This is a genomic window from Rhodopirellula sp. J20-39, from assembly GCF_057365095.1.
On record NZ_CP195123.1, the window covers coordinates 5,878,976 to 5,901,428 of the forward strand.

17 protein-coding genes are annotated in these 22,453 nt (G+C 54.3%); 6 read left to right on the forward strand and 11 right to left on the reverse strand.

All coding sequences use genetic code 11. The features are described from left to right. Nucleotides 1-2 precede the first annotated feature (2 nt). Entirely contained in the window at nucleotides 3-920 is a 918-nt protein-coding gene (gene xerC / locus ACR3ZL_RS21435) for a tyrosine recombinase XerC (RefSeq protein ID WP_473651049.1), read from the forward strand. A 52-nt stretch (nucleotides 921-972) separates the two neighbouring features. On the opposite strand, the gene ACR3ZL_RS21440 is transcribed toward xerC, so the two are convergent. The 5 genes from ACR3ZL_RS21440 to ACR3ZL_RS21460 form a co-directional block, all read right to left on the reverse strand. After that, entirely contained in the window at nucleotides 973-2,097 is a 1,125-nt protein-coding gene (locus tag ACR3ZL_RS21440) for a Gfo/Idh/MocA family oxidoreductase (protein WP_473651048.1), read from the reverse strand. Further along, nucleotides 2,094-2,903: an acyl-ACP--UDP-N-acetylglucosamine O-acyltransferase gene (lpxA, locus tag ACR3ZL_RS21445; protein ID WP_473651047.1), complete on the reverse strand. Its 810-nt coding sequence runs from the start codon at nucleotides 2,901-2,903 to the stop codon at nucleotides 2,094-2,096. The genes ACR3ZL_RS21440 and lpxA overlap by 4 nt, the downstream gene beginning before the upstream one ends. A gap of 70 nt (nucleotides 2,904-2,973) precedes the next feature. Then, nucleotides 2,974-3,876 (reverse strand): UDP-3-O-acyl-N-acetylglucosamine deacetylase, encoded by a 903-nt coding sequence (lpxC, locus tag ACR3ZL_RS21450; RefSeq protein ID WP_486172953.1) that lies wholly within the window; start codon nucleotides 3,874-3,876, stop codon nucleotides 2,974-2,976. 133 nt (nucleotides 3,877-4,009) lie between these two features. Then, nucleotides 4,010-4,732: an OmpH/Skp family outer membrane protein gene (locus tag ACR3ZL_RS21455; protein WP_486172954.1), complete on the reverse strand. Its 723-nt coding sequence runs from the start codon at nucleotides 4,730-4,732 to the stop codon at nucleotides 4,010-4,012. A gap of 216 nt (nucleotides 4,733-4,948) precedes the next feature. Beyond that, nucleotides 4,949-7,204 (reverse strand): M20/M25/M40 family metallo-hydrolase, encoded by a 2,256-nt coding sequence (locus ACR3ZL_RS21460; protein WP_486172955.1) that lies wholly within the window; start codon nucleotides 7,202-7,204, stop codon nucleotides 4,949-4,951. 436 nt (nucleotides 7,205-7,640) lie between these two features. Here ACR3ZL_RS21460 and rnc point away from each other — a divergent pair, with 436 nt between their 5' ends. From rnc to ACR3ZL_RS21485, 5 genes are all read left to right on the forward strand, one after another. Then, entirely contained in the window at nucleotides 7,641-8,441 is an 801-nt protein-coding gene (rnc, locus tag ACR3ZL_RS21465; RefSeq protein ID WP_473653495.1) for a ribonuclease III, read from the forward strand. Nucleotides 8,442-8,548: 107 nt separating this feature from the next. After that, nucleotides 8,549-9,592 (forward strand): AAA family ATPase, encoded by a 1,044-nt coding sequence (locus ACR3ZL_RS21470; RefSeq protein ID WP_473651042.1) that lies wholly within the window; start codon nucleotides 8,549-8,551, stop codon nucleotides 9,590-9,592. 22 nt (nucleotides 9,593-9,614) lie between these two features. Continuing rightward, on the forward strand, nucleotides 9,615-11,069 hold the full coding sequence (locus tag ACR3ZL_RS21475; protein WP_473651041.1) for a DUF58 domain-containing protein: 1,455 nt from the start codon (nucleotides 9,615-9,617) through the stop codon (nucleotides 11,067-11,069). A gap of 147 nt (nucleotides 11,070-11,216) precedes the next feature. After that, nucleotides 11,217-11,525: a hypothetical protein gene (locus ACR3ZL_RS21480; protein ID WP_473651040.1), complete on the forward strand. Its 309-nt coding sequence runs from the start codon at nucleotides 11,217-11,219 to the stop codon at nucleotides 11,523-11,525. A 30-nt stretch (nucleotides 11,526-11,555) separates the two neighbouring features. Further along, nucleotides 11,556-13,208 carry a DUF4332 domain-containing protein gene (locus tag ACR3ZL_RS21485; protein ID WP_473651039.1) on the forward strand — a complete coding sequence of 551 codons (1,653 nt, stop codon included), beginning with the start codon at nucleotides 11,556-11,558 and terminating at the stop codon, nucleotides 13,206-13,208. Between the two features lie 26 nt (nucleotides 13,209-13,234). On the opposite strand, the gene ACR3ZL_RS21490 is transcribed toward ACR3ZL_RS21485, so the two are convergent. From ACR3ZL_RS21490 to ACR3ZL_RS21515, 6 genes are all read right to left on the reverse strand, one after another. Further along, on the reverse strand, nucleotides 13,235-15,685 hold the full coding sequence (locus ACR3ZL_RS21490; RefSeq protein ID WP_473651038.1) for a CHASE domain-containing protein: 2,451 nt from the start codon (nucleotides 15,683-15,685) through the stop codon (nucleotides 13,235-13,237). Then, nucleotides 15,682-16,137, reverse strand: coding sequence for a response regulator (locus tag ACR3ZL_RS21495; protein ID WP_473651036.1), 456 nt, complete (start codon nucleotides 16,135-16,137; stop codon nucleotides 15,682-15,684). Before ACR3ZL_RS21495 ends, ACR3ZL_RS21490 begins: the two co-directional genes overlap by 4 nt. Beyond that, entirely contained in the window at nucleotides 16,134-16,586 is a 453-nt protein-coding gene (locus ACR3ZL_RS21500; protein ID WP_473651035.1) for a response regulator, read from the reverse strand. Before ACR3ZL_RS21500 ends, ACR3ZL_RS21495 begins: the two co-directional genes overlap by 4 nt. A 76-nt stretch (nucleotides 16,587-16,662) precedes the next feature. After that, nucleotides 16,663-18,480, reverse strand: coding sequence for an ATP-binding protein (locus ACR3ZL_RS21505; RefSeq protein WP_473651034.1), 1,818 nt, complete (start codon nucleotides 18,478-18,480; stop codon nucleotides 16,663-16,665). A gap of 618 nt (nucleotides 18,481-19,098) precedes the next feature. Further along, nucleotides 19,099-21,207, reverse strand: coding sequence for a TolC family protein (locus ACR3ZL_RS21510; RefSeq protein ID WP_473651033.1), 2,109 nt, complete (start codon nucleotides 21,205-21,207; stop codon nucleotides 19,099-19,101). A gap of 103 nt (nucleotides 21,208-21,310) precedes the next feature. Continuing rightward, on the reverse strand, nucleotides 21,311-22,297 hold the full coding sequence (locus ACR3ZL_RS21515) for a hypothetical protein (protein ID WP_473651032.1): 987 nt from the start codon (nucleotides 22,295-22,297) through the stop codon (nucleotides 21,311-21,313). Between the last annotated feature and the right edge of the window lie 156 nt (nucleotides 22,298-22,453).

Genomic DNA, 22,453 nt, shown 5'->3' on the forward strand with positions numbered 1-22,453 from the left:
TCATGCCCAGTGCATCGCTTTCATCGACGATCGCTCGCTTTCTACGTTACATGGCAACCGAGCGTAATGCTTCGGATCTGACCATCAAGGCGTATCGGGAAGACCTGTTCGGTTTCACGCAATGGATTGAAGACAGCGAAAGCAGTTCGATTTCAATTTCGTCTCTTTCGCCGTCTCACCTGCGGAAATTCCAGGCTGCGCTTCAACAAGCCGGTTACGCCCGTAGCACGATCTCACGGAAGCTCGCGTCACTGCGAAGCTTTTTCAAGTTCGCAATGCGTGAAGGGATCGCCACCACCAATCCCGCCAAGCCTCTCCGCAACCCGCGACAAAGCCGCAAACTGCCTCACGTTCTATCCAACGACGAAGTAGGGCGTCTGCTGGTTGCGCCATCGGCGCATGATGTTGCTGGTTTACGAGACCGTGCGATCTTGGAAACCATGTACTCCGCCGGGTTGCGTGTGAGCGAATTGGTTGGACTGCGTGACGGCGACTTAGATTTCGGACAGGGTATCACCCGGGTTCGTGGTAAGGGACGCAAGGAACGTATCAGTCCCTTGGGGTCTTACGCCATTAAAGCGATCCAAACTTATGCCGCACGACGCAGTCGTTCTACCGAAGCGGAAATGCTGGGCCAGGCTGCACCCGTCTTCGTGAACCGGTTTGGCAACATCCTGACCACCCGCAGTGTCGGCCGGATGCTAGACAAGTACATTGCCGCCGCTGAACTTGATTCACGCACCAGCCCGCACACGCTACGACACTCATTCGCCACTCACCTGCTGGATCGCGGTGCGGACATTCGCAGTGTCCAAGAGCTGCTAGGTCACAAGTCACTGACGACCACCCAGATCTACACGCATGTCAGTGCAACGAATCTGCGAACGATCTACGAGAAAGCACACCCGCGGGCGCAGTAATCCGCTGGGAAACGTGGGTGGGCAGCCTGAAGGCTGGACTCCAACAGAGAGACTAAGCAGCTCGTCGTGGTGCGATGCGATCTTGTTCGATGCGACGACGAGGTAGCCCCTTGGCACCAACTTCATCCTCGGAAGCGTTGGCGTACCAAGACCGTTGAGCAATTGCGTCCAAGATTGTTTCTGCAACCGACACAGCTCGAGCACCAGCTTGCCCGTCGACGACAGGAACTCCGCCAGCTTGAATACTGATCACGAAGTCATGCAGCTCGTCCAGAATCGCATTCCGCGGTTCCAGTTCCTTTAATTCACAGCTGAGGTGCTCTTCAAAAAGCTGATCAGCATACTTCAAAGGGTTCTCGGCTTCGGCGCTAAGGTCAAACGTTCGCTGACTCAGTGAGTCACTCGTTTTAACCATTGCGAGAGCAGGCTTACCAAAGTCAATTTGTGCGAAACCTGCAGGGCTATACAAAACCATATCGCGAGCCGGAGTCGGACTCACCCGCGAGGCTTTCAGGTTGGCGACCAACCCGCATTCGAATTCGATTCGTGCTTCAGCGATGTCTTCGTGATCCGAGACGACCGACAAACCACTGGCATGAATCGATCGAACCGGCGCGTGGGTCAGCGACAAAACTAAATCAAGGTCGTGGATCATCAAGTCCATCACGACACCGACATCCAGGCAACGACCGGGAAATCTAGATGCCCGTGTGGCTTCGACATATTTCACATCGACGCCGAACTCACCAAGGGCGGTGAAGGCGGGGTTGAACCGTTCGACATGCCCAACTTGAAGCACTCGGTTGCGACTGGCCGCAAGGCGTGTTAGCTGCAAAGCTTCTTCGGAATCATGGGTTAGCGGCTTTTCAACGAAAAGATGCTTACCGGCCTTCAGCAAGGTCGTGGCGATTTCACCGTGAAAACCGGTTGGTGCCGCAATAATGGCAGCATCAAAATCACCGATCGCATCGCGGTAGTCCGCGTACGCCGCAACCGTTTCTTCCCGGCGGCTGTTTGTTTCAGCAATGGTCGTGGCGGCTTCCAGATTCGGATCGCAAACTGCAACCAATCGCGCCCCTTCGACCTGGGTCAGTAACTTCGCGTGAATGCGTCCAAGATGCCCACCGCCGATAACGGCGACATTCAATTTTTGACCAACGCTTTGCTGACGGCTCATGCGGCTTTCTTTCGGCGGTCTCGACCTCGTCCGGCCCGACCACCACATGTGGTATCTAAACAATCAAACAGATGGCGAAGAACTGGTCGAATAGGACCAGTGCTAAGCATCTCATCGCGAGCGGTATCGATCCCGACACGTTGCCGATAAAGCAAACGGAAGGCACGCGTCAAGACTTTAATATCGTCTTCGGTGTAATCGTGGCGTTTCAGCCCTACGGTATTCACACAGCGCGGTTTCGCGTCATAGCCTTCGATGATCATGTAGGGCGGGACGTCTTGCAGGATGCGACTCATCGCGCCGACAAACGCTAGCGTTCCTACCGAAACGAATTGATGAATCCCGGCCCCACCCGCAATGGTGACATCATCATGAATATGAGCGTGTCCGGCGATCATGCAATTATTGGCAAGCACGATTCGATTGCCCACGTTGCAGTCGTGTGCGATGTGCGTTCCGGTCATCATGTAGTTTTGGTCGCCGACGCGTGTCACGCCGTCTTCCTTTTCACTGGCACGATTGATCGTGACCTGTTCACGCATCACGTTGCCATCGCCAATCTCAACACGCGTTGGCGCGTTGCGATAACCAATATCTTGTGGATGTGAGCCGATACTGCAGTGCGAAAAGACTTGATTGTCGTGACCGAGCCGAGTGATCCCCGTAATCGAAACATGATCTTCGATTCGGCAACGGTCACCAATGGTGACGTCGGGACCAATCACGCAAAAGTGTCCGACACGCACGTCTTTGCCCAAATTAGCTTTGGGGTCCACTACAGCGGTGGGAGCGATCACGACACTCATGAAGGAATCCTTGATGGAAATCAGTTGTCACTCATCGTGAGCAACCCTGTCTAAAATTTTCTTTTGCCAGTTAAGCAGCAAATCGTCGCAAATGAACTTCACCGCTTCGATCCGAACGCCCAGCCGACGCGACCATCTCAGCCAATCGTTTCGCCAAGATGCCGTTGAGACGATGACCGCCTCGATCCGAACAAAACTTCCCTATTAAATCGACACCCGCCAGTGACAAATCCCCGATCAAATCGAGTGTCTTGTGTCGAGCACATTCATTTCGGAACCGTAATTCATTATCGACCACACCGTGCTCGCCGATGACTAACAAATCGCGATTAGTGACATGTAAGGCCACACCGCTGCTTCGCAGTTGTTCCGCTTGGTCCAACGTGACGAAGGTTCTTGCGGGAGCAACTTGGCGAGCGAATTCGCGTGGATCGGTAGCAAGTTCAAACGACTGTCGTTTGATGCAACTATCTGGACCGTAATCAAGGTGGTAAGCAAACACCGACCGACCATCGGTGCTAGGCGAAACTTCGATTGAAGCCTCATCCAAGGTCACCTTGAAAGTTTCTTCAATGACCAGCTGCGACTTTGCCGCCGCCTGAATGACCAACCCAGCCCTTTGCAAAGCACGTACGAAAGCATCGCTGCTTCCATCCATACCCGGCAATTCGACCGTATCGACCTCGACCAAACAGTTATCGATTTCCAGCCCGGCAAGTGCGGCGAGCAGATGCTCAACCAATTCAAACTTGGCTTCGCCTAGGCTTAGATTGGTACGAAACTGAATCCCGTCGGCATGCACCGACTTCGCAGGACAACAGGGCTGTCCCGGCAAGTCCGATCGGCACAAAACAATCCCCGAACTGACCGGCGCGGGGTGAAACCGAACACAGACATCTTGTCCGCTCCAGTAACCTCGGCCGACCACTTCACAGCTTGTTGCGATCGTATGTTCGTTTCGGTACCCAATCATGGCGTGGGCCTCCTTGCCGCGCCGGTGGGGAGACTGCGATAGCCGCCACCCCCGTCTTCGATAGATCCTTGGACGAAGCAATCGGCAGACCATTCCATGGACTACCGACGCCTATCAATTGATTCCAACAATACTACTTAACTGTAGTACTGCCTTCTCCGCCAGCGACCAGAATCTTATCCAGATACTGCATCACGCCAGGAGTCATGTCGAGAGCTTCGTCGTGATAGACGATGTTCTTCATAACGCCACGGATAACGGATTCGCCTTTTTGCAAGTCCATGTCTTCGCTGTTGTAACGCAAGACAAGGTTGATCTTGTAGTGCTGGGCCAGAATCTTGACGCCGGCAGCAATGTGCTGGTAGTTGTCGTAGTAGATCTTGGCTTCGCGATCGGCAAGCTCTTTACGCTTACGAGCCATGTCGAGACGCAACTTCGATTCCATCGAAGCGACCTTCTCTTCTTGTGCGATGTAATCGCCACTTCCAACTTGGAAAGTCTTGAGTTTCTCAGCGGCGCTCTTCAGCTCATTCCGCTTTTCTTGAAGCTCGGCGTCGAACGTTTTCAAGTTTTGTTCGACTTGTTTAACTTGGGATTTGATCCCGTTGTTGTTCTTGAAGATGTATGCAACATCCACCACGGCGATCCGATGTCCACTCTCTTGAGCGGTTGCGGCGGCCGGGGCGAGAACAGTCAATGTGGTGATGGCCAGGGCGATGGCCGATAGAACGAATCGTCGCACGTCCGCTACTCCTTGCGTGGTGAATGCGAAATCCAAAACAGGCTTGGACAAGGGATCAAATCTGGCGTCCTTCGCCATCGATACCTTTTCCAACTTCGGTTTGAATTGTGTCAATCGAGGGGATCGGCGGCAAGAGCGATCTGTGCCGTTTTTTCTCTGTGCCAACTTTTCCCAACGAAATATATTTTCTAGGCATCATTCTTGCGTGGTTTCGCTGCCGCCGCTTGCGTCACTGCTGACCCACGACTGCACCGAAAGAATCATACCCGTGGAAACGATTCCACTTTGGTTTACCAACGACAACACGAACCGGGCATCGGCGCGTGGTTGCTATTGGCGAGTTCCTAATTTGACCTTTAGATTCAACGTCTGCGAGCCGCGTTTGATTTCAATCGGTAATTCATCACCGACAGAATAGCGTCGCAAGGCATCAAAAACTTGGTCAACTTCCTTGATCGATTTGCTAGCAATGGCAACCAGTCGATCCCCGGCTACCAAACCTCCCGCCGCAGCAGGACCAGTCGCAAGGACTGACGAGAAAACCACCTCGCCCGGCTGTTGAGACAATTTCACCCCCATGAAAACCGCCAGTTGGCGACGAATTTGGACGTTCTTTTCTGTCTGCGTGTAAACCGGACGCTCAGGCATTGTCGCCAATCGCTCGCTAACCTGACAAACGATATCGGTTATCCGGCTCATGCCATCCAGATTAAGTTTGTCAAAATCATCACTTGGACGGTGGTAATCCGAATGCAGGCCAGTGAAGAAAAACAATACCGGAATTCCCGCCTCATAGAAGGAAGAATGGTCGCTAGGGCCGTAGCCGCTACCCACCCGAAACAAGTCGAACGCGGCCGATCGGTTCGCTTGATCCAATAGCTCGTTCATCACGCTGGCCGATTCCGTTCCATAGACCGTCAACTCATTGTCTTGCAACCGGCCCACCATATCCATGTTGACCATCGCAACGGTGTCGCCGATCGGAAACCGGGGGTACTTCACATAGTGCTTGCTTCCCAGCAAACCGCGTTCTTCGCCGGTGAATGCAATGAACAACAAGCGGCGGCGATTACTCAGACCACTTAGCTTTTCCACCAACTGCTCAGCCGCCTGCAACAAAACAGCCGTGCCGCTGGCGTTGTCGTCGGCTCCATTGTGAATCGCAACCGTTCCTGGCGCTAGCGATCCGCGACCGCCCATCCCAACATGATCGTAGTGCGCGCCGATCACGACAACTTCGTCGGCCAAGGGACCCGCACCGGGCAGCGTGCCCAATACGTTGGAACTTTTCGCAATCGCGGGGGTCAACCGCACATCTAATCGCACCCGAACACCCGGAATTTTGAAGCTGTTAGGTTGCCAACTGGAATCGATGCTCTGCTCCAGTTCTTCAAGCCCGACACCGCTTTTCGATGTCGCTTCATCAGTGTCCGCATCCGCGATACCTTCACCACCAGCTTTCTTAAGCAGGCGATCGACCACGTCACGAGCCAAGCTGATCACTGGAACCGCAGGTCGGGTCACGCGTTTGCCGGTTTCCTCGTCGAAAAGCTTTTCGCTACCGGTTAATGGCGAAACCCCAGCTTCGGAGATTCCCAACAAACCGCGTCTCGCGGTAGCCACCTCCAGATCCATGGCATCGATCATATCGCTGACACGATCAAGCTGCTGAGTCAGTCGCGTTCGAACATTCACCGCTTCGGGAGGCAGCTTTTCGAGTTGTTCCTGAATCGCCGACATGCGGTCAGTTTCAGCCGCTTGACGTTTTCGCACGTCTTGAACTTTTCGGGACGCACTTTCCGCATCATTAACCATGATGACAGCCTTGGCCCCTGCATCGATCGCGGTCGCAATTTTGGTAGCAAAGAAAGCATGTCGCGTGTTCTTCACACCATCGAATGGACTGTCCGGATTACTTGCCCCGGGCTCTTTTCGCAGGATCATGACAACCTTGTCCTGCACGTCGATTCCCGCATAGTCGTCGTACTGATACTCCTCCGCGGAGATACCGTACCCCGCCCAAACCAGTGGTGCGTCAATCGTCGCTTCCGCAACGCCAATCGCCATGGGCATGAAATCGACCGCAAGGTTCAGCGAATCGTTATCCAAGTCGCCTGTGCTCGACTGCTCCGTGCTATCTGCATCTGTACTATCCGCATTGATACGGGTTGCTGCGGCTTGAATTGCTGAGTCGGCGGTTGTTTTGTGAACCGATGTCGAGTCAGAAACGAATGACAGTCGATTTGATTCAGAAGATGTTGCTGTTGGCGCGACCGGAATCTCGACCACTTGCATTGCCGCCCCCTCGAACAAGTCAGTGTCTAACCCAATGGCCTCAAAACGTTCGGCCAAGTAGTTGGCGGCAACCTGGATCGTCGGATCAACGCTGCTGCGGCCAGCCAACTCCTCGCTGGTCAGAAAAATTAGGTCATCGACCATCTCGCTCGCGGGCGTGTTGTCCGCCCACAATTCAGACGTGATGCCGCTCGCCATACTCAGCAAAAACGCGGCAACAGCAAAGATTGGCCACCAAGTCTTTCGCTCATTCGTACCGCTGAATGACTGGGGAACAAAAGGAAATCGCATCTCGGTCAACTTTTCAAAGGCTCAGACTGGCGGGGGTTCCACCATTGAACCGCCCCACTGATCACAAGTCTAGATTGGGCACATGCCTAGTCAGGCGGGTCGCCAACTCGCGTCGTCGACGGCTTGCCAGCGGTAATCGGTTCGGGCTAGTAAAATCCGTGGTGTTTCGCTAATTTTGCTTCTTCGCACAGTCACTCACCGGTGGTCGAAAGCCGACCACAGAAAGTTTCGCTTGACGAAATTTTCGATCACCGGCGCGGGACTGAAGTGAGGCAGTAGCTTCTGTCACTTCTTTTCTATAGTTGGTTTTTTTGTGCCCGCATCCTCTGAAGATACGGCTGACGATCCGTCATCGTCCGCCGATCCTAGCCCTAGCCCTGATTCCGCCACCCCCAGTCCGCCGTCCAATACGGACCTCGCTGGACCGGGGCCGTTTGTGGCCGATCAACGGCAACCGCACGCGGATTCGATCCGTTTAATCGACTCTGCATCCAATGAGGCGACTCATATTGATGCAGACGCCAAACTCGAACGGTGTCAAGAAATCCTGAACTATCGGTTCAAGGATCTATCGCTGTTGCTGTCGGCGTTAACCCACGCCTCAGGCGCCGCCAATCGGCTCGCCAGCAATGAACGGCTGGAATTCCTAGGCGATGCCGTGTTGGGCCTAACGGTTTGCCGCTGGTTATTTGAAGACTATCCCGAATACACGGAAGGCGATTTGACCAAGATCAAATCCGCCGTGGTTAGCCGGCGAGCCTGCGGCCGGACGGCCTGCAAGTTGGGCTTGGACGAATGCCTGATCGTTGGTCGCGGTGTGACTCGCAATCGCTCGTACCCGCGATCATTGGTCAGCGACGTATTCGAATCGGTGATCGCGGCTCTTTACTTGGACGGCGGCGCCGACGTGGTTTGCGACCGCTTGAAATTGTGGTTGGGCGATGAGGTCAAACTTGCCGTCGATACTCAAGGTTCCGGCAACCACAAAAGCGTGCTCCAGCAATACGCTCAACGTGAACTTTCAGCGACGCCGGTCTATCGTTTAATCCGCGAAAGCGGCCCTGATCACCGGAAAGCGTTTCTGATCGGCGCGGTGGTGGGCGAACAGGAATTCCCACCAGCTTGGGGCAACAACAAAAAGGATGCGGAACAGCGAGCCGCGGCCAACGCCCTCGCTACGCTGCACGACCAAGCGATTCCCCATTCAAGCGAAGACCAGGAACCGGCAAGCTCGTAAAGCGGCTTCGCCCCACTGCGTTGCATTCTGACGGGCCCGCCATTCTCTCGGGCTCAAGCAGCTATGATGGTGGACAGTCAAACTGCCCACCGACCGGAGTGAACGTCTTGCCGCCTACCGATCCGCCCGCCCCGCCTGCCCCGACGCCCGGTCCAGCGGCAACCGGTGCCAAGCCACCCGCCCGAAGATCCACCGGGCATGTCGACGTCGCCCCGGTTGCGGAATTGGCCAAGCGAGTCATCGGTAACGTAGAACTTGCCATTGTGGGTAAACGCAAGCAATTGGTGCTGTCGTTGGTCGCCTGGCTCAGCGGCGGGCACATCCTGCTTGAGGACGTTCCGGGCGTGGCTAAAACAATGCTCGCACGAGCACTGGCGAAAAGCCTAGGCTGCCAATTCAAACGAGTTCAGTGCACACCCGACCTCCTGCCCACCGATGTCACGGGAACATCAATCTTCAACCAAAAGGAATCCGAGTTCGAGTTTCGGGCTGGTCCGGTCTTCACTCAGATTTTGCTGGCCGATGAGATCAATCGAGCCACGCCAAGGACGCAAGCTTCCTTGCTGGAAGCCATGGCTGAGGGACGTGTCACGGTTGATGGGCAAACCTACACCCTTAAGCCTCCCTTCCTAGTCATCGCGACACAAAACCCGGTTGACCATGAGGGAACATTTCCGCTTCCCGAAGCCCAGCTCGATCGCTTCTTGATGCGGTTTTCGCTCGGTTACCCAACCGTTGAGGAAGAGATGCGGATGCTCGACATGCTGCAGTTCACGCACCCCGTCGACACGATTGGGGCCGTCGCAACAGCCGACCAGCTCGTTAAGGCACAAGCCACGATTCGCGAAGTCCACGTCGACCCCCGGGTTCGGCACTACATCCTGCAAGTGGTCCACGAAACTCGGCACAACGAAAACCTAGCTCTGGGTGGCAGCCCACGGGCAACAATCGCACTATTTCGTTGCTCGCAAGCAATGGCGGCAATCCGAGGGCGCAGTTTCGTGTTGCCCGATGACGTCAAGAAAATCATTGCACCGGTGATGAACCACCGATTGATCCTGCGTCCGGAAAGTCGACTGCGGAAATTGACCACCGAACAAGTGCTTGAAGACATTCTCGGCGAGATCGCAGTCCCGACGATTCAGTCATAATCGGCGGACTGCAAAGTGATTTATGAGTAATCAAACGCCTCAGGCACGGGTCAAAAAAATTCAACCCATCGAGCGGCTCGCGCAGGAATCCGCATCGCCTACCTTCACTGTGATCGCAGTTTGTGCTGGCTTTTTGGTCTTGGGATTAATTGCCGGGGCGGGCTTATGGATGACCGCGGCAATGACGGTCGCGCTGGTGGTCGGCGGCGGGGCTTATCTATCGACCCAGTGGTCCGATTTCGTCGTCGCCCACCGGGAAGACGTGCCCGGCGCGGGCCAAGACTTAGCCGTCGTCATTGGCTCTAAGATCCCCATCAGCATTGCCGTCACGAACCAGGGACGTCTTCCGGTTGTTTGGGTATTGGCAGAGGACTTAATGCCTCGCCTGACAGCAACCGAATCCGAGGAAGTCGACTCGTCTAGTGAGCTTTACCGTGCGGCTCCGCTGACGATTAACGGTCCTCGGCTTTCCGTGTTGAGTTTGTGGCCGGGACAGACAAAACACCTTCGCTACACGATAACGTGCAAGCGTCGCGGCTATTTCCAAGTCGGCCCCACCGTTTTGGAAACCGGTGACCCCGTTGGCATGTACCGTCGATATCGACTGGGCACTCGACCAATGTTCTTGTCGGTGCTTCCTAGAATCAAGCTACTATCCACCTTTGAAATCGGTTCACGAAGACCGATCGGCGAGATTCGTATTTCGTCCAATGTGATGCCCGATCCGACACGTTTGCGTGGTATTCGCAAATGGCAAACCGGTGACCCAATGCGAAGCGTCCACTGGGCCGCGACGGCGCGGACCGGCACGCTGCACAGCAAGATTTATGAACCATCTTCGGTCATCGGTGCCACGATCGTGCTGGACATGCACGTTTCGACCAACCCCGACCGCAACGAACCCTTTCGAACCGACTTGGGCATCACCGCGGCAGCATCCATTGCGGCAGCCCTGCACGACGCTGGCGAACCTTTCGGGTTGGCGACCAACGGGCGTGACGCAGCAGATCGCGTCCGCGAGGAAGGCTTTCGAGGCGACCACCGGGTCAGTGATCCGTTTCTTGCCCGAGCATCCGCGGGTGCGTCCGCAGAGATGCGGAAGCAAAACGATCGGCTACGTCCCGTGGTGATGGATGTCGATCGTGGACCGCTGCAGCTTCAACGCATGACGCGGACCCTATCTCGACTAGAACGCACCGACGGGCTGACTTTGCCTGAGTTTCTAATTGAATCGGAATCTAGGCTTTCTCACGAAACCACCTTGCTCGTCATTCTTCAAGAAGCACCTGCGGAAACGATTGGCGCGCTGGTCGGCCTTGCTCGACGAGGCTGGGCGGTCTCGGTGATCCTGAATTCGCTGGACTTGGACCAATACACCAGCGTGGCGGGCCCGTTGATGGCGGAGCGAATCGAAGTTGCCCATCTATCGGATGAAAGCAGTATCTTGGACGTGTGCCGGCAACAGATGATGCGTTAACCCGCCGCGATTGTTCTTATCGAAGCCTAGTGATTCACCTCACTGCAAATCGACAAACTCTCATTTTCAGCCTTGCACGCAGTTCTTCAATTTGCCGATACTGCGACTGTTGGTCTCCCCCGCCCATTTTTTTGCAAGGATGCACCCGTGGCTATTGGACCTTTCCAAAACGTGTCAACGTTGTCCATCGATCACCTTTACGACCTCTACTTCGCAATCGCCCAAAGCGACCATGCCTTTCGGATCAAATCGCTTTACGGCGATACGAAACCTCCGGTCGGCCACTGCGAATTCCGGCCTCTGACTCGAGAGTCGTTCACGCAGCGTGTTCTGCACTACGATTCATTGGAAGAAGGCGCGATTGGCCAGTCCTTGCGTCAACGCTTGGCCCGCCAAGCTTGTGCGTACGGCGTATCATGCCAAGACATACAGTCCTCGGCACGACGCGCTGCCTAACGATCGCGTTCTCGGTCGGAGGTCGAGTCTTTGAAGAAAGCACCCCATCGCTGGTTACTCGCAATCTTGCGTGCTGCCCATTGCCGCAGCACACACCACCATTTTGCGATCGATGCACTTCCTCTGGTAGGAACATCAGCCGGCCAGCGATTGGTGGGACATCTCCTTCGACATCACTCGAAATACTTGGTCGGCGCCAAAGAGCCCGACACGCGATTTCGAGATTTCCACAATCATGTCATCCATGTCGATGACGGATACTGGGGTGGTGCCCCACGCGTTGCTCATCAGTGGTACGACCGACTTCAATACCACATTCGCAACGACGATTGGGCTGAAGCCGCTCGCGCCGCAGGCGTCTTAAGCCACTACTTCACCGATCCCATTCAGCCGCTGCATACGGCACAGTCACCTGAAGAAAAGGTGCTGCACCGGCCAATCGAATGGAGCATCACCAAGTCTTACGCTTCGCTACGGGATCAGTGGCAAGACGATCCCACACGAACCGTCTTTCAGTTGTCCGATGGGCCCGGATGGCTAGGCGACGCGATTCTGCAATCGGCCCGGATCGCACACCAACACTACGACACACTGATCTCGCACTACGACCTGAAAGCGGGGCGATCAAATCCGCCCGCGGGACTCGACCTTGTTTCGCGAGGTTGCCTATCCCAACTAGTTGGGCTGTGCATTACCGGATGGGCTCGTGTGATCGAACGGGCTGCATTGGACGCCGAACAGTTTCGCGCAAAGCCGATTCCTACCGTCCGAACCAATCTCGCAACCGTGCTGGCCGGAATCCGCGTGCCCACTCAAGTGTGGATACGACGAATCGAACATGGCGAGGAACAGCGAAAGGTTCGCGGTCTGATCGATGAGTTTGAAAAGACCGGCGCCGTCGACCGATTCCTGCCCAGCGAGGTCCGCGTCATCGAAAAAGTGCGGAAAGTTTATGTCCGCGAGCGGGAATACACCAAGCGTTTGATGGAAAAGAAATCAAACGCCAACATTCGCATTTTGGAAGAATCCAAGCCGGAATTCCAAGACGCTCAAACGCCCCAGCCAAATCAAGCCTCAACGCCAGCAACTCCCCCAACGGAAGTACCGCCAGTCGTTTCCTTTCAATCGGCCGTCACGCGTCGCATTCGGTTGAACGTCCGTTCGCCCTTGGTCGACGCTCCGTCGATCGGTAGGAAGACTGCAGATCGGTTCGACGCGATTGGCATCCACACCGTGGGCGATTTTCTATCGGCAACCCCTGAAACGATGGCTGCTGAACTAGCGACGCGGTGGATCACCGTTTCAATGCTGCATGCTTGGCGATGCCAGGCGATCCTGATGTGCCAATTGCCGGAGATGCTCGCACGGGAAACGCAGATGCTGGTCGGTGCGAAATTCAACACGGCTGATAAAATCGCGAAGTCCAACGCGGACACGATTTACCAAGCGATTCAAGCGTACGCCGAAACTGACTTTGGCCAACGTCATCTACGCGGCGCCCAACCGCCTGAACTGACTAGGGTTGCCGAATGGATTGATGATGCAGCCCTCGCTTTGGTTCGGCAAAAGCGAGCGTTGAACCGGACTGGCCCTGAGACTGGTACAGCGAACAACCAAGCAACCGATACCGGTTCATCCGAATCGCGTACATCAAACGAGTCGAACAACTCGAAGGCGGCCTAGCAGTTAGCCACCGATACACGCTTGAGCTAGCTCGAATGATGCAGCGTCGTCTCGCGGTGCCCACCCGCAATACCCGCAGCCAAATTGTCGTTTTTGACGGAGGCAAATTCGGAGGCGGATTCACTGCTAGCCGGTCCGCTTAGCTTGGTAATCCGAGCCAAATTTTGAATCGGTAGTCTTACCTGGAAGCAAGCACCTTTTCCTAAACCAGAACTATCGACCGTCAACTCGCCGCCAAGCTCTTGTGCCGCATTGGCACAAGAATGCAGCCCGAAGCCATGCCCATTGGCTTTGGTCGTAAAACCGTGTTGAAAGATTTTGGTCAGGTTCTCTTGCGGGATTCCCATGCCGCAATCTTTCACCTCGAAACACACCCAATCGCGGTCGAGGCGAAGGGCTAATTTGATGGTCCGATCGTCTGCACTTGATTCATCAATCGATTGCTGAGCGTTCCGAATCAAGTTCACGAGGATCTGAATGACCTCATGCCTTCGAGTATGGATCGGTGGGAGGGATGCAAAGTCTCGTTGGATCGCGACGCCATGTCGTTCCAGACTTGCGTTGTTCATCTTGATTGCATCTTCAAACAGATCCACGGGATCGATCACTTCGTCTAATCCGCTTTTAAGGGCAAAGGATTGTTGCATGGCCACAATTTCTTTGATGTGTCCAATGTTGTCCGTCAACTCATGAAGTTCCTCAAGCTGCAACTCTCTTTCAGCCTGAAGTTTCAAAACCACCTGATTTAACAAACTAGGGAAGTGCTTTCCTCGCGGATCATCCGAGAAAAACTCACCCAATCGGTCCTCTTGATCGTCGATCACTTTCGCGGCCTTTGCCAGCATTTCAAGCGGACTTTCGTCAAGATACTCTCGCAATAGATTAGCTGAGACATTCACACTGTTAAGCACGTTGCCAACGTTATGCAACACACCGGTGGCGACTTCGGCACGTCCCGCACGGTGCGAAACTTCCACAAGCACTTTGTGTTGTTCCGAGAGTTTTTGGTTCGCTTCGACTTGGGCTGTTTCGTCGTGCGCGACAACGATGTAGTGCAATAAACCGCTCACCTCGACCTGGCCAACCGAAACGCTACACGGGAACAAAGTCCCGTCTTCACGCCGACAATCCTGGATCACTCCAGTTGTTGCACCAGCCTGCGACACCGACTTTTTTGCCAGCTCACCCAAGTCAACACCCACGATGTATTCGTTGATTGGGGAACCAATCAGTGAGTCTTCCGCCTGAAAAACTTGACGCGATGCCCGATTGGCGGCCGCGATGCATCCCTGTTCGTCCACTGAAAGGATCGACTCCGACGCGTTTTCTAGAATGCTAAGCGTACACGCTTCACTGTGCTGCAATTCGCGAGTCATCTCTTCGGCCATCCCGATCGCGAGGATACGTTGTCCATTTAACGACGTAAGCACGACGAACAAAAGCAAGCTGATCACGGTACCGCTGACGCCGACCATTCCGCCCATCATGGACTCAGCCGGTGTCCGAAAACTATTGGGTGCCGAGACCGTTAACAACCAGTCACGCCCTGAAAGCCGGAGTGGCAAACTCTCGACCATGATGCTGGCCATCCCAGACGGAACTTCATTGGCCGCAGGGTCACTGGTAAACAATAGCTTTTCACCCCCATTCGGACCGACGTCGTGGATCTTCAATCCGACATCGTTGGCGCACTCATCCCAAATGCCCCCCATCAAATCATTGCACCGAAAGGCTCCATGGACCCAACCCACGATCGCATCCATCCGCTGTGACTCCGTTGTGATCTCCGCATCGTTTCGATAGATCGGCAGACAACAGAGCACTCCAGCCTGGATATTCTTTTCCGTTTCTTGCACCAACGTGATCTTGCCGGAAATCTGAGGCAATCCCGTTCGGGCAGCACGATTCAACATATCCCGTCTTTCGGGACTGCTATACGCATCGTATCCGAATGCCCGCTGATTCCGCCAATCAAACGGTTCAATGAATTTGGTGCAAGCGTAACGCTCACGCTCACCCCGCGGGAACACCTTAAAATCGTCGAAACCTTCCGCCTTTATCTCTGCTTCGAAATCGCTCAACTGGTCGGATTCAACCAGCACAGTGACCCCCATCGCCTGGATACCAGGGTACCAACGCTCAATATCACATTTGCTGACATACCGATGCCACTCGTTGCGATCCACATCTCGGCTGGCTTGAAATAGAGCTACACCACCTCGCAACACAGACTCGTACTGACACATCCGCGACTCGATGTGACTTTGGACTTGAGCGGCTCGAAATTGGAAGCGTTCAGCAACCAGACGATCTCGGTGACAATGCGTTGTCCACCACATCACGCCTGTTAGAAACACGCCTAGGTACAGAACAACCAACGGCGTCCAACGACTGTGCAGCAACGATCGCGTGCGGTCGAACAAGGACAGCTCGGTATCATCAAGCGTCTCTGACTTATCCTGGCCTAGCCCTCTCACCGGTAGTTCCCCTTGCTTCGCGAGGACGAGCGACTGGCGTTTGTATTTCCCAGAGCTTCTCGGATCGCGTCGGCGATGTCAGCCGCCCGGCACGGTTTGGAGAGTATTCGAAACACACCGCTTTCGGACATCGCTCGATTCGATGCGAGCTCAGGCATGTAACCGCTAAGCATCAACAACTTAATCTCGGGATATTGCTCGCTGATTTGCCGAACAAAATCAGTTCCAAGACCACCCGTCATCAAGTTATCCGACACGATAATGTCAATGGACTCGGTCGACACGATCACGTTGGCCTCCGCCGGCGAAATCGCGGTCAAAATTCGAAATTCATTTTCCAGCGATCGTTCCAAACCGCGGAGCAACTTCGAATCGTCGTCCACCAACAGGACGGTTGCCAATTGCTGTTCTTCGGCGACGTAGTTCAAATACATCATTGGCACTTCGTTCATGACTGTCCCCGCTCGTGCTTGGTGTGAAAAATTGGACCGATGGGTGCCCGCCTGGATGACTCTTGCGAACTACGGGCATTGAGCAGACTTCGCAGCACACATGAATTCGTAATCGCCGAACACAGCACGTCCGCTTTGCAAGGTTTGCTTAGATACAAGTGAATCGGCGCAACCATTCGATACATCGCATCCTTGTCAGCACGCCCTGACAAAACAACACGTACCGTTGCGGGATAAAGCCGACTGACCTCACTGAGCAAGTCCGCACCATCCATCCCCGGCATGTTCATGTCCGAAACCATGACATCGACTTGCTGCAGATCGAGTTTCTTTAATGCATCCGCACCGCTGGCTGCGGTTTCGACTTCCCAATCCACCTCAGCACCTTCAAGCATTCGAGTGATGCCTTTCAGGATTTGAGGTTCATCGTCAACAAACATTACTCGCATTTTGGTTTCACCTTGTGTGTGATTTTTCGATGCTGTGGCATGACCTGACAAACCGCTTTTGTGCTTGGGTTTATCATCAGGCCTGCGCTAGTCCCAACCCGCTCGATGCGGGCTGTTCCAAGACGGTCGGGATTGTTTTGCGGCCCGCCACATTGGACTCCGCATCAATGGGGATCTGGATATAGAAAGTTGTCCCTTCACCCCGAGTCGATTCACACCACAACCGTCCACCATGTTTGTTGGTGATAATCGCGTGTGCTATTGAAAGTCCTTGGCCAGTACCACGACCAATTTCTTTCGTAGTAAAGAAGGGATCGAAAATGCGAGCTTTGATCTGATCGGGAATTCCCAACCCTGTGTCCGCAATCGAAATCTGTACACAATCATCGAATGACTTCGTACCAACCGTGATGCGTCCCTTCGCCAGTACACCGTCCTGGTTTGCTTCACCAATCGCATGTGAGGCATTGATCAGAATATTTAGAAACGCTTGGTTCAATTCCACCGATGTGCCGTCCGCGGTTGGATTGGACGGATCAAAATCAGTTTCAATGTCCGCGACATATTTCCATTCGTTCGTTGAAACCGCAATGGTCGACTCCAAGGCGCGGTTGATATCGACCGGCGTTTTTTTATCGTGCCCTGGATGCGCAAACTCTTTCATCGCGTGCACGATTTTGGAAACATGTTCGACGCCATCGCGTGAATCCGATATCGCTTCTTGCAGGCTTTGCAGAAAACCTTTGGCCTGTAGTTCCCGCAAGGCGTTTTCCAGCGTCCCCCAGTCGGAATCACTTCCGTCGGAGAAATCGTGGCGATCAATTGCCCGCCACATCCCCTCCATGATCGGCGAAAGCCTCAAAACCTTCTTGGCGAGAAAGTCCAGGTTGTCCCCGATATATTGCATCGGTGTGTTAATTTCGTGAGCGACTCCTGCCGCAAGCTGGCCGACGGACTCCAGCTTTTGTGCATGACGCAATTGAGATTCCAACGCCCGGTTCTCTGTAAGATCCGTTCCTAGAATCAACGTGCCGGTCTGGACACCATTGCCGTAAACCAGATAGCTAGACATGCCAACAATCCGGTAGTCACCTTTGTGATTGCAAATTGTCGTCTCAAGCCGTCTGGACTTCCGTTCCATCAGAGTCGCTGCTGATTGCGGATCATCCCACTGAATAGGCAGTTCCGGAAATGGACGGCCTATCACGTCGTCAAACGCCAACCCAAAAATGTCTTCAGCAGTTTCGTTCCAGTGTTTCACCTCACCGAACTCGTTAAGGCTAATCAAGATCGAATCAATCGCGGAAATCAGTTGCTCTGATTCTTGACGTGCTTCATCACAACGCCGAGTCCGTTCCGCGATCATGGCTTCGAGTTGTTCGGCACGCAAATGACTTTGCAGAGTCAGATGTCGCTTTTCGATTAGCGCCGTGGCGAGTTGCAATACCTCGACGTTGTCGAATGGCTTCTTCAGAATCAAAAGGCGATCCGATACGCCAAGTTGTTCTCGAATTTCGACCCAAGAATGATCCGAATACGCCGAACAGAGAACGACTTGAAGTTGCGGATCAGCCTTCCAAAGTTCTGCAATGGTCTTCATGCCACTCCACCCGGGCGGCATCCGCATATCGACAAACGCAACAGCGTAGGGGCGTTTATCTGCGATCGCCTGTTTGCAAAGGGCCAATCCGTCCTGGCCTTGGCTGGCGCAATCCAACTGCACGTTGGCTGAGTGATTGACCATCGACACTTCACCTAAAAAGGCTTCGACAGCCTCGTTAAGCTCGATGGTGTCCCGGTCATTTACGAGGATCTTTCGAAAGTCCTCATGGATAGCTGGATTGTCATCGATCACGAGGACGCGACGACTCCGCTCGTTTTCTAAACGATACATATTGCCCCTTTCGGTATCAAAACTCTTGTGCGTTGTTCACGCAATTTCACGTTGTGGACGCGACCATCGGTCACGAACCCAAACACGAAATTTTGCCCCAAGAGAGAGTTTCTTCGGTTCGAACTCTACCAAGCAGAGTTTCGAACCGATGACGCCAAAGGCTAGCTCACTATTCGCCCCCCGCCAGAAAAATAACGAGAAATACAGAACCGAAGAACCGCACTAAGGGAAGACATTCCTCGACTAAGGGCTTTTCAAGCATGAAAGGATGCGTTCGAGCTGCCGCAGCGGCCCCGAACCACGCTACTGAAAAGAACGCGATCCTGGCGGAAACGCAGTAAGACAATCCGCAAACATTGCTGATTGAAGAGAGATAGCGGCAGTGCCATCGGTGCACTTCGCTGCCAGTTCTGCGGAAGCCTGTGTCAACACGTCGGATGGAATGAGGCTCGATGACTAGGCCGAAAACGGCACCGCGACCAACTGCTTGGGAGCAGCCTCAAAGTTGCCCCGCCAAGACCTCAAATTGATACCTTAGCGATCCGTTTCAGCATACCAGCCCGTGATCCGAATTGCCCCGAACTAGGGCAAGCCTTGATACTTTCAGCCAAACGGGGCTCAGTGCACGTCGCTAATCGGAACGGCTGAGCTACCGTTTTCAAGCATGACGTCACCAGGCGAAACAATGCCCTCGTCGATCATTCCCCAACTCGTTGACTCGAACCCAACGGTCGCTTGAGTCGCCGAGGGATCAAAGCCACCGGACGAAACCGGGCAAGGTACGTCAACCTTTTCGGGATGCAAGCGTGGTTCCAAGAAACGTCCCAGCTCGTAGGCATCTCGTTCCGCACCAGGGCACCACTGGCCTTCGGCAAGGTTCACTTGAGCGTACGCTAGCAACGAGCCTTTTTGGCGATGGAAATCGCGAATGGCCAAGTTGTAGTTGCTGATCGAACGATAGAACTCCACTTCGCTGGTGACCACGGTTCGCTGAGCTTGCAACAGGAAGTTGATGTTGTCCGTTCCGTCACGGTAACGACGACGAAGCACATCGACCTGTTTCAGGTCAGCCAAATAACGGTTGTAGTTGGTCTCGACCAGTTGGTAGGTCAATTCAATGTTCCGAGCCGCATCGGAAAGATCGTGACTGATCCGCAATTCGGTTTCGTTGAGCAACGCTCGATCACGATTCAGATTGAGCTTGGCGTGGGCGATCGCGTTGCTTGCCGCACGCAATCCAACCGGAGTGTTGATTTCCACACCGGCAGACCATTCTTGGTAATCTCCACCCGAAATTGAATCGGCCAGGTTATCAAACGCTCCATTATCACCATCACCAATCAAATGATCGCCGAGTCCGCGGAAGCGGTATTGCCCCACCAAGTCAACTTGTGGGCGACGGTTCAATCGTGCAGCCGTCAGTTCCAGCTCACGTCGTTTGACATTGAACTTCTGACGACGAATTTCTACTCGTCGATCGAGAGCTTGGCCCAATGCACTGTTCCAGTCGAAAACCACCTTGGCATCGATAGGCGATGTGCTTGGTTTCAACAGTGATCCATCCGTTGCTGGTAAACCGATCAAGTAACGCAAACGCTGCTCGATGGTGTACAGGCTGGTATCACCCGCCAAAGCCGATTGCACCTGGGCTTCAAACTGATAGTACTGCGAGCGAGCTTGAGCTTCTTCGTCGCGTCGGCCCGTCCCGACTTCCAGTCGCACCTGTTGATACTGGAAAGTTTGCAACGCTGCTTCGCGACCTTTGACGGTCGCCTCAAGCACACGATAAGCCGCTGTCAGTTCCCAGTAAGCTTGTTCTACATCAGCGATCAGCGAGATCACCGCTGTTTCAAAATCCGCTAACGCAACATCTTCATTGACCCGGGCGATCAAGACACCGTTGTATTGCCCGACGATGCCATTGGGTCCGGCGATACGGTTATAGGTTGTTCCAGACCCTTTCATCAAAGGATGGCGTACTTCCATCTCCATGAAACCGATGAAGTCGCTGGGGAACTGGCGACTGGCCCTACTTGGGTCTTGCACGCGAGTGTAAGCAACACTGTTGCGAAGGGCGAACGATGTACCCGTCACCGTTGTCTTGCTCAATTCAGAATTGAACGAACCGAGAGTTTGTTGCGAGAAAGTTGGGAAGAAGTCGGCCACGCCGCCCGCTGGCGGTTGAATGTTTCGCGGCTGATCCACCTTGTCGAAGTAAAGTGATTGAGTGTACTGCGCGTCGAATGCGGACAATGCCGCTTCCACACCTAGGTTCGGGTTCGCATGAGCCAAGCCAGGATCGTAGGCCGTGACGGCGGACGCTGGCGACGAAACGATCGCGCCGCCGATCGTACGCAAGACGGGGCTGTTGCGTAGTGCTTGATGAATCGCATCTTGCAGCGAGATTTCATAAGCAGGCATGGACGCGGGGTCTTGAAGTGCGTTGGGAGCCAACGTTGACTTTGCCGCCGATGTGACTTGCGTCGCACATTCCTGAACCTGCGGATACTCGATCTTCAAAGCCGAATGATCGTGGTACGAAACACGAGTGTCGTGCGGTCCATCAGGAATCTTTTGCGTGATTCCACATCCGACCGTTGACAAACTTGCAACCAACCCACAAGCCCAAGTTGCAAGACGCCGTCGCTTCAGCGACCGTTTTGCTAGGCGTGCAGTGTTGGAATTCGATTCGTTGAGGCTGCGATCGCAGCGTGAGTGCCGATCCATGGCGAACTCTCGTGGTGCTTTGGTGGAACCCATCCCCGCTGCTGACATCCTTGCCAACAATCAGATCGGGTGAATTGAAAGTATCCGTCGAAACCCACTGCCCTTAAGGCAGTGCGATGAAGCCGCCTGCAACCGAAGCTGCTTCGACAATAACCGCCCGTCGTTCCAGCGGCGGACGCTGGTAGAACCGGGGCACTGGTGAACCAGCACGGTAGTAGCCCTTGCTGTATACCGTTTCACACGGTGACGTGACCGTCGTTAGATAAGGCAGCATCGGTACGGTGGCAAAGAACCTTGCCCCCGAAGCGATCGGTTGCAAACATCCCCAACGTTCATGACCATGTCGTTCCAGCATCCGGTCTTCGAAATAAAGTGGATGTGAATAAGTATTGGGGGCAGCCCAAGGCCGAATCAACGAAGGCCACGCTGGCGAGTTGGTTAACATCGCACGAGCCTGGGCATCTTCAGGAAGCGGCGACAACGTCAGCTCTTCTCCCGCGTTAAGAGCTTCCGGAACCCGACCATTCCCGATTGGCTTTTGATCGATAGAGACCGCTCGAAGCTCTGGCAAGATAAAGCGACCACCGGCAACCTCAGGCAGTCGTTCTTCAATGAACGGCTTCGAAAAAACGCTTTCGCTGTCTTCATCCGTTTCCGGTGTAGCGGCGGCTCGCCGTTCTTCACCAGCGGGATCGCTGTCGTCTTGCAGCAATTCCCGCAACCGTTCACGACGGCGTTCATCTTCCGCCTTGGAACTGGTTCGATCAGCCGCGCTTTGAGCTCTTTCCTTTTCAGCACGATCGCTTAGCGGAACCGTCTCGCGTTCGGCTTGGAAATCATCTGCCACGATCATTGCCAAGGGTGATTGATTGGTCCAACCGAATGACACCGGAGCCACGACAACCGCACTTGAGGGGTGAGTTGTTTCGGCCGCAACCGAACTTTCGACAAGCCCAAACGAGCTCATGCCCAACGCAGCCAGCGCGACCGACAGTCGACGTATCAAACGCGAGCGATCCGGAATTCGTTTCCAGCGGTCAATCGCGAGTGGTCCGTCACCGAACCACCAATCCCAAGTTGTGTCTGACATCGCGGATCGTCTTCCTTGACGTGTCGAGCGAATCGAAAGTGAGCGACCGGAACTTCCGGCTCTGCTTGCATCGACGGTTCCAGTCAAACCGATCAATCTGGTTCTTCGAAAATCGCCTGTCGCATCAACGTCCTTGGGAACATACGTCACAAACGG

What these genes read in the sequence shown, in the direction of transcription:
- xerC (WP_473651049.1), top strand. Translation starts at nt 3, where the DNA reads ATGCCCAGTGCATCGCTTTCATCGACGATCGCTCGCTTTCTACGTTAC.
- ACR3ZL_RS21440 (WP_473651048.1), bottom strand. Translation starts at nt 2,097, where the DNA reads ATGAGCCGTCAGCAAAGCGTTGGTCAAAAATTGAATGTCGCCGTTATC.
- lpxA (WP_473651047.1), bottom strand. Translation starts at nt 2,903, where the DNA reads ATGAGTGTCGTGATCGCTCCCACCGCTGTAGTGGACCCCAAAGCTAAT.
- lpxC (WP_486172953.1), bottom strand. Translation starts at nt 3,876, where the DNA reads ATGATTGGGTACCGAAACGAACATACGATCGCAACAAGCTGTGAAGTG.
- ACR3ZL_RS21460 (WP_486172955.1), bottom strand. Translation starts at nt 7,204, where the DNA reads ATGCGATTTCCTTTTGTTCCCCAGTCATTCAGCGGTACGAATGAGCGA.
- ACR3ZL_RS21475 (WP_473651041.1), top strand. Translation starts at nt 9,615, where the DNA reads ATGAGTAATCAAACGCCTCAGGCACGGGTCAAAAAAATTCAACCCATC.
- ACR3ZL_RS21495 (WP_473651036.1), bottom strand. Translation starts at nt 16,137, where the DNA reads ATGAACGAAGTGCCAATGATGTATTTGAACTACGTCGCCGAAGAACAG.
- ACR3ZL_RS21500 (WP_473651035.1), bottom strand. Translation starts at nt 16,586, where the DNA reads ATGCGAGTAATGTTTGTTGACGATGAACCTCAAATCCTGAAAGGCATC.
- ACR3ZL_RS21505 (WP_473651034.1), bottom strand. Translation starts at nt 18,480, where the DNA reads ATGTATCGTTTAGAAAACGAGCGGAGTCGTCGCGTCCTCGTGATCGAT.
- ACR3ZL_RS21510 (WP_473651033.1), bottom strand. Translation starts at nt 21,207, where the DNA reads ATGGATCGGCACTCACGCTGCGATCGCAGCCTCAACGAATCGAATTCC.
- ACR3ZL_RS21515 (WP_473651032.1), bottom strand. Translation starts at nt 22,297, where the DNA reads ATGTCAGACACAACTTGGGATTGGTGGTTCGGTGACGGACCACTCGCG.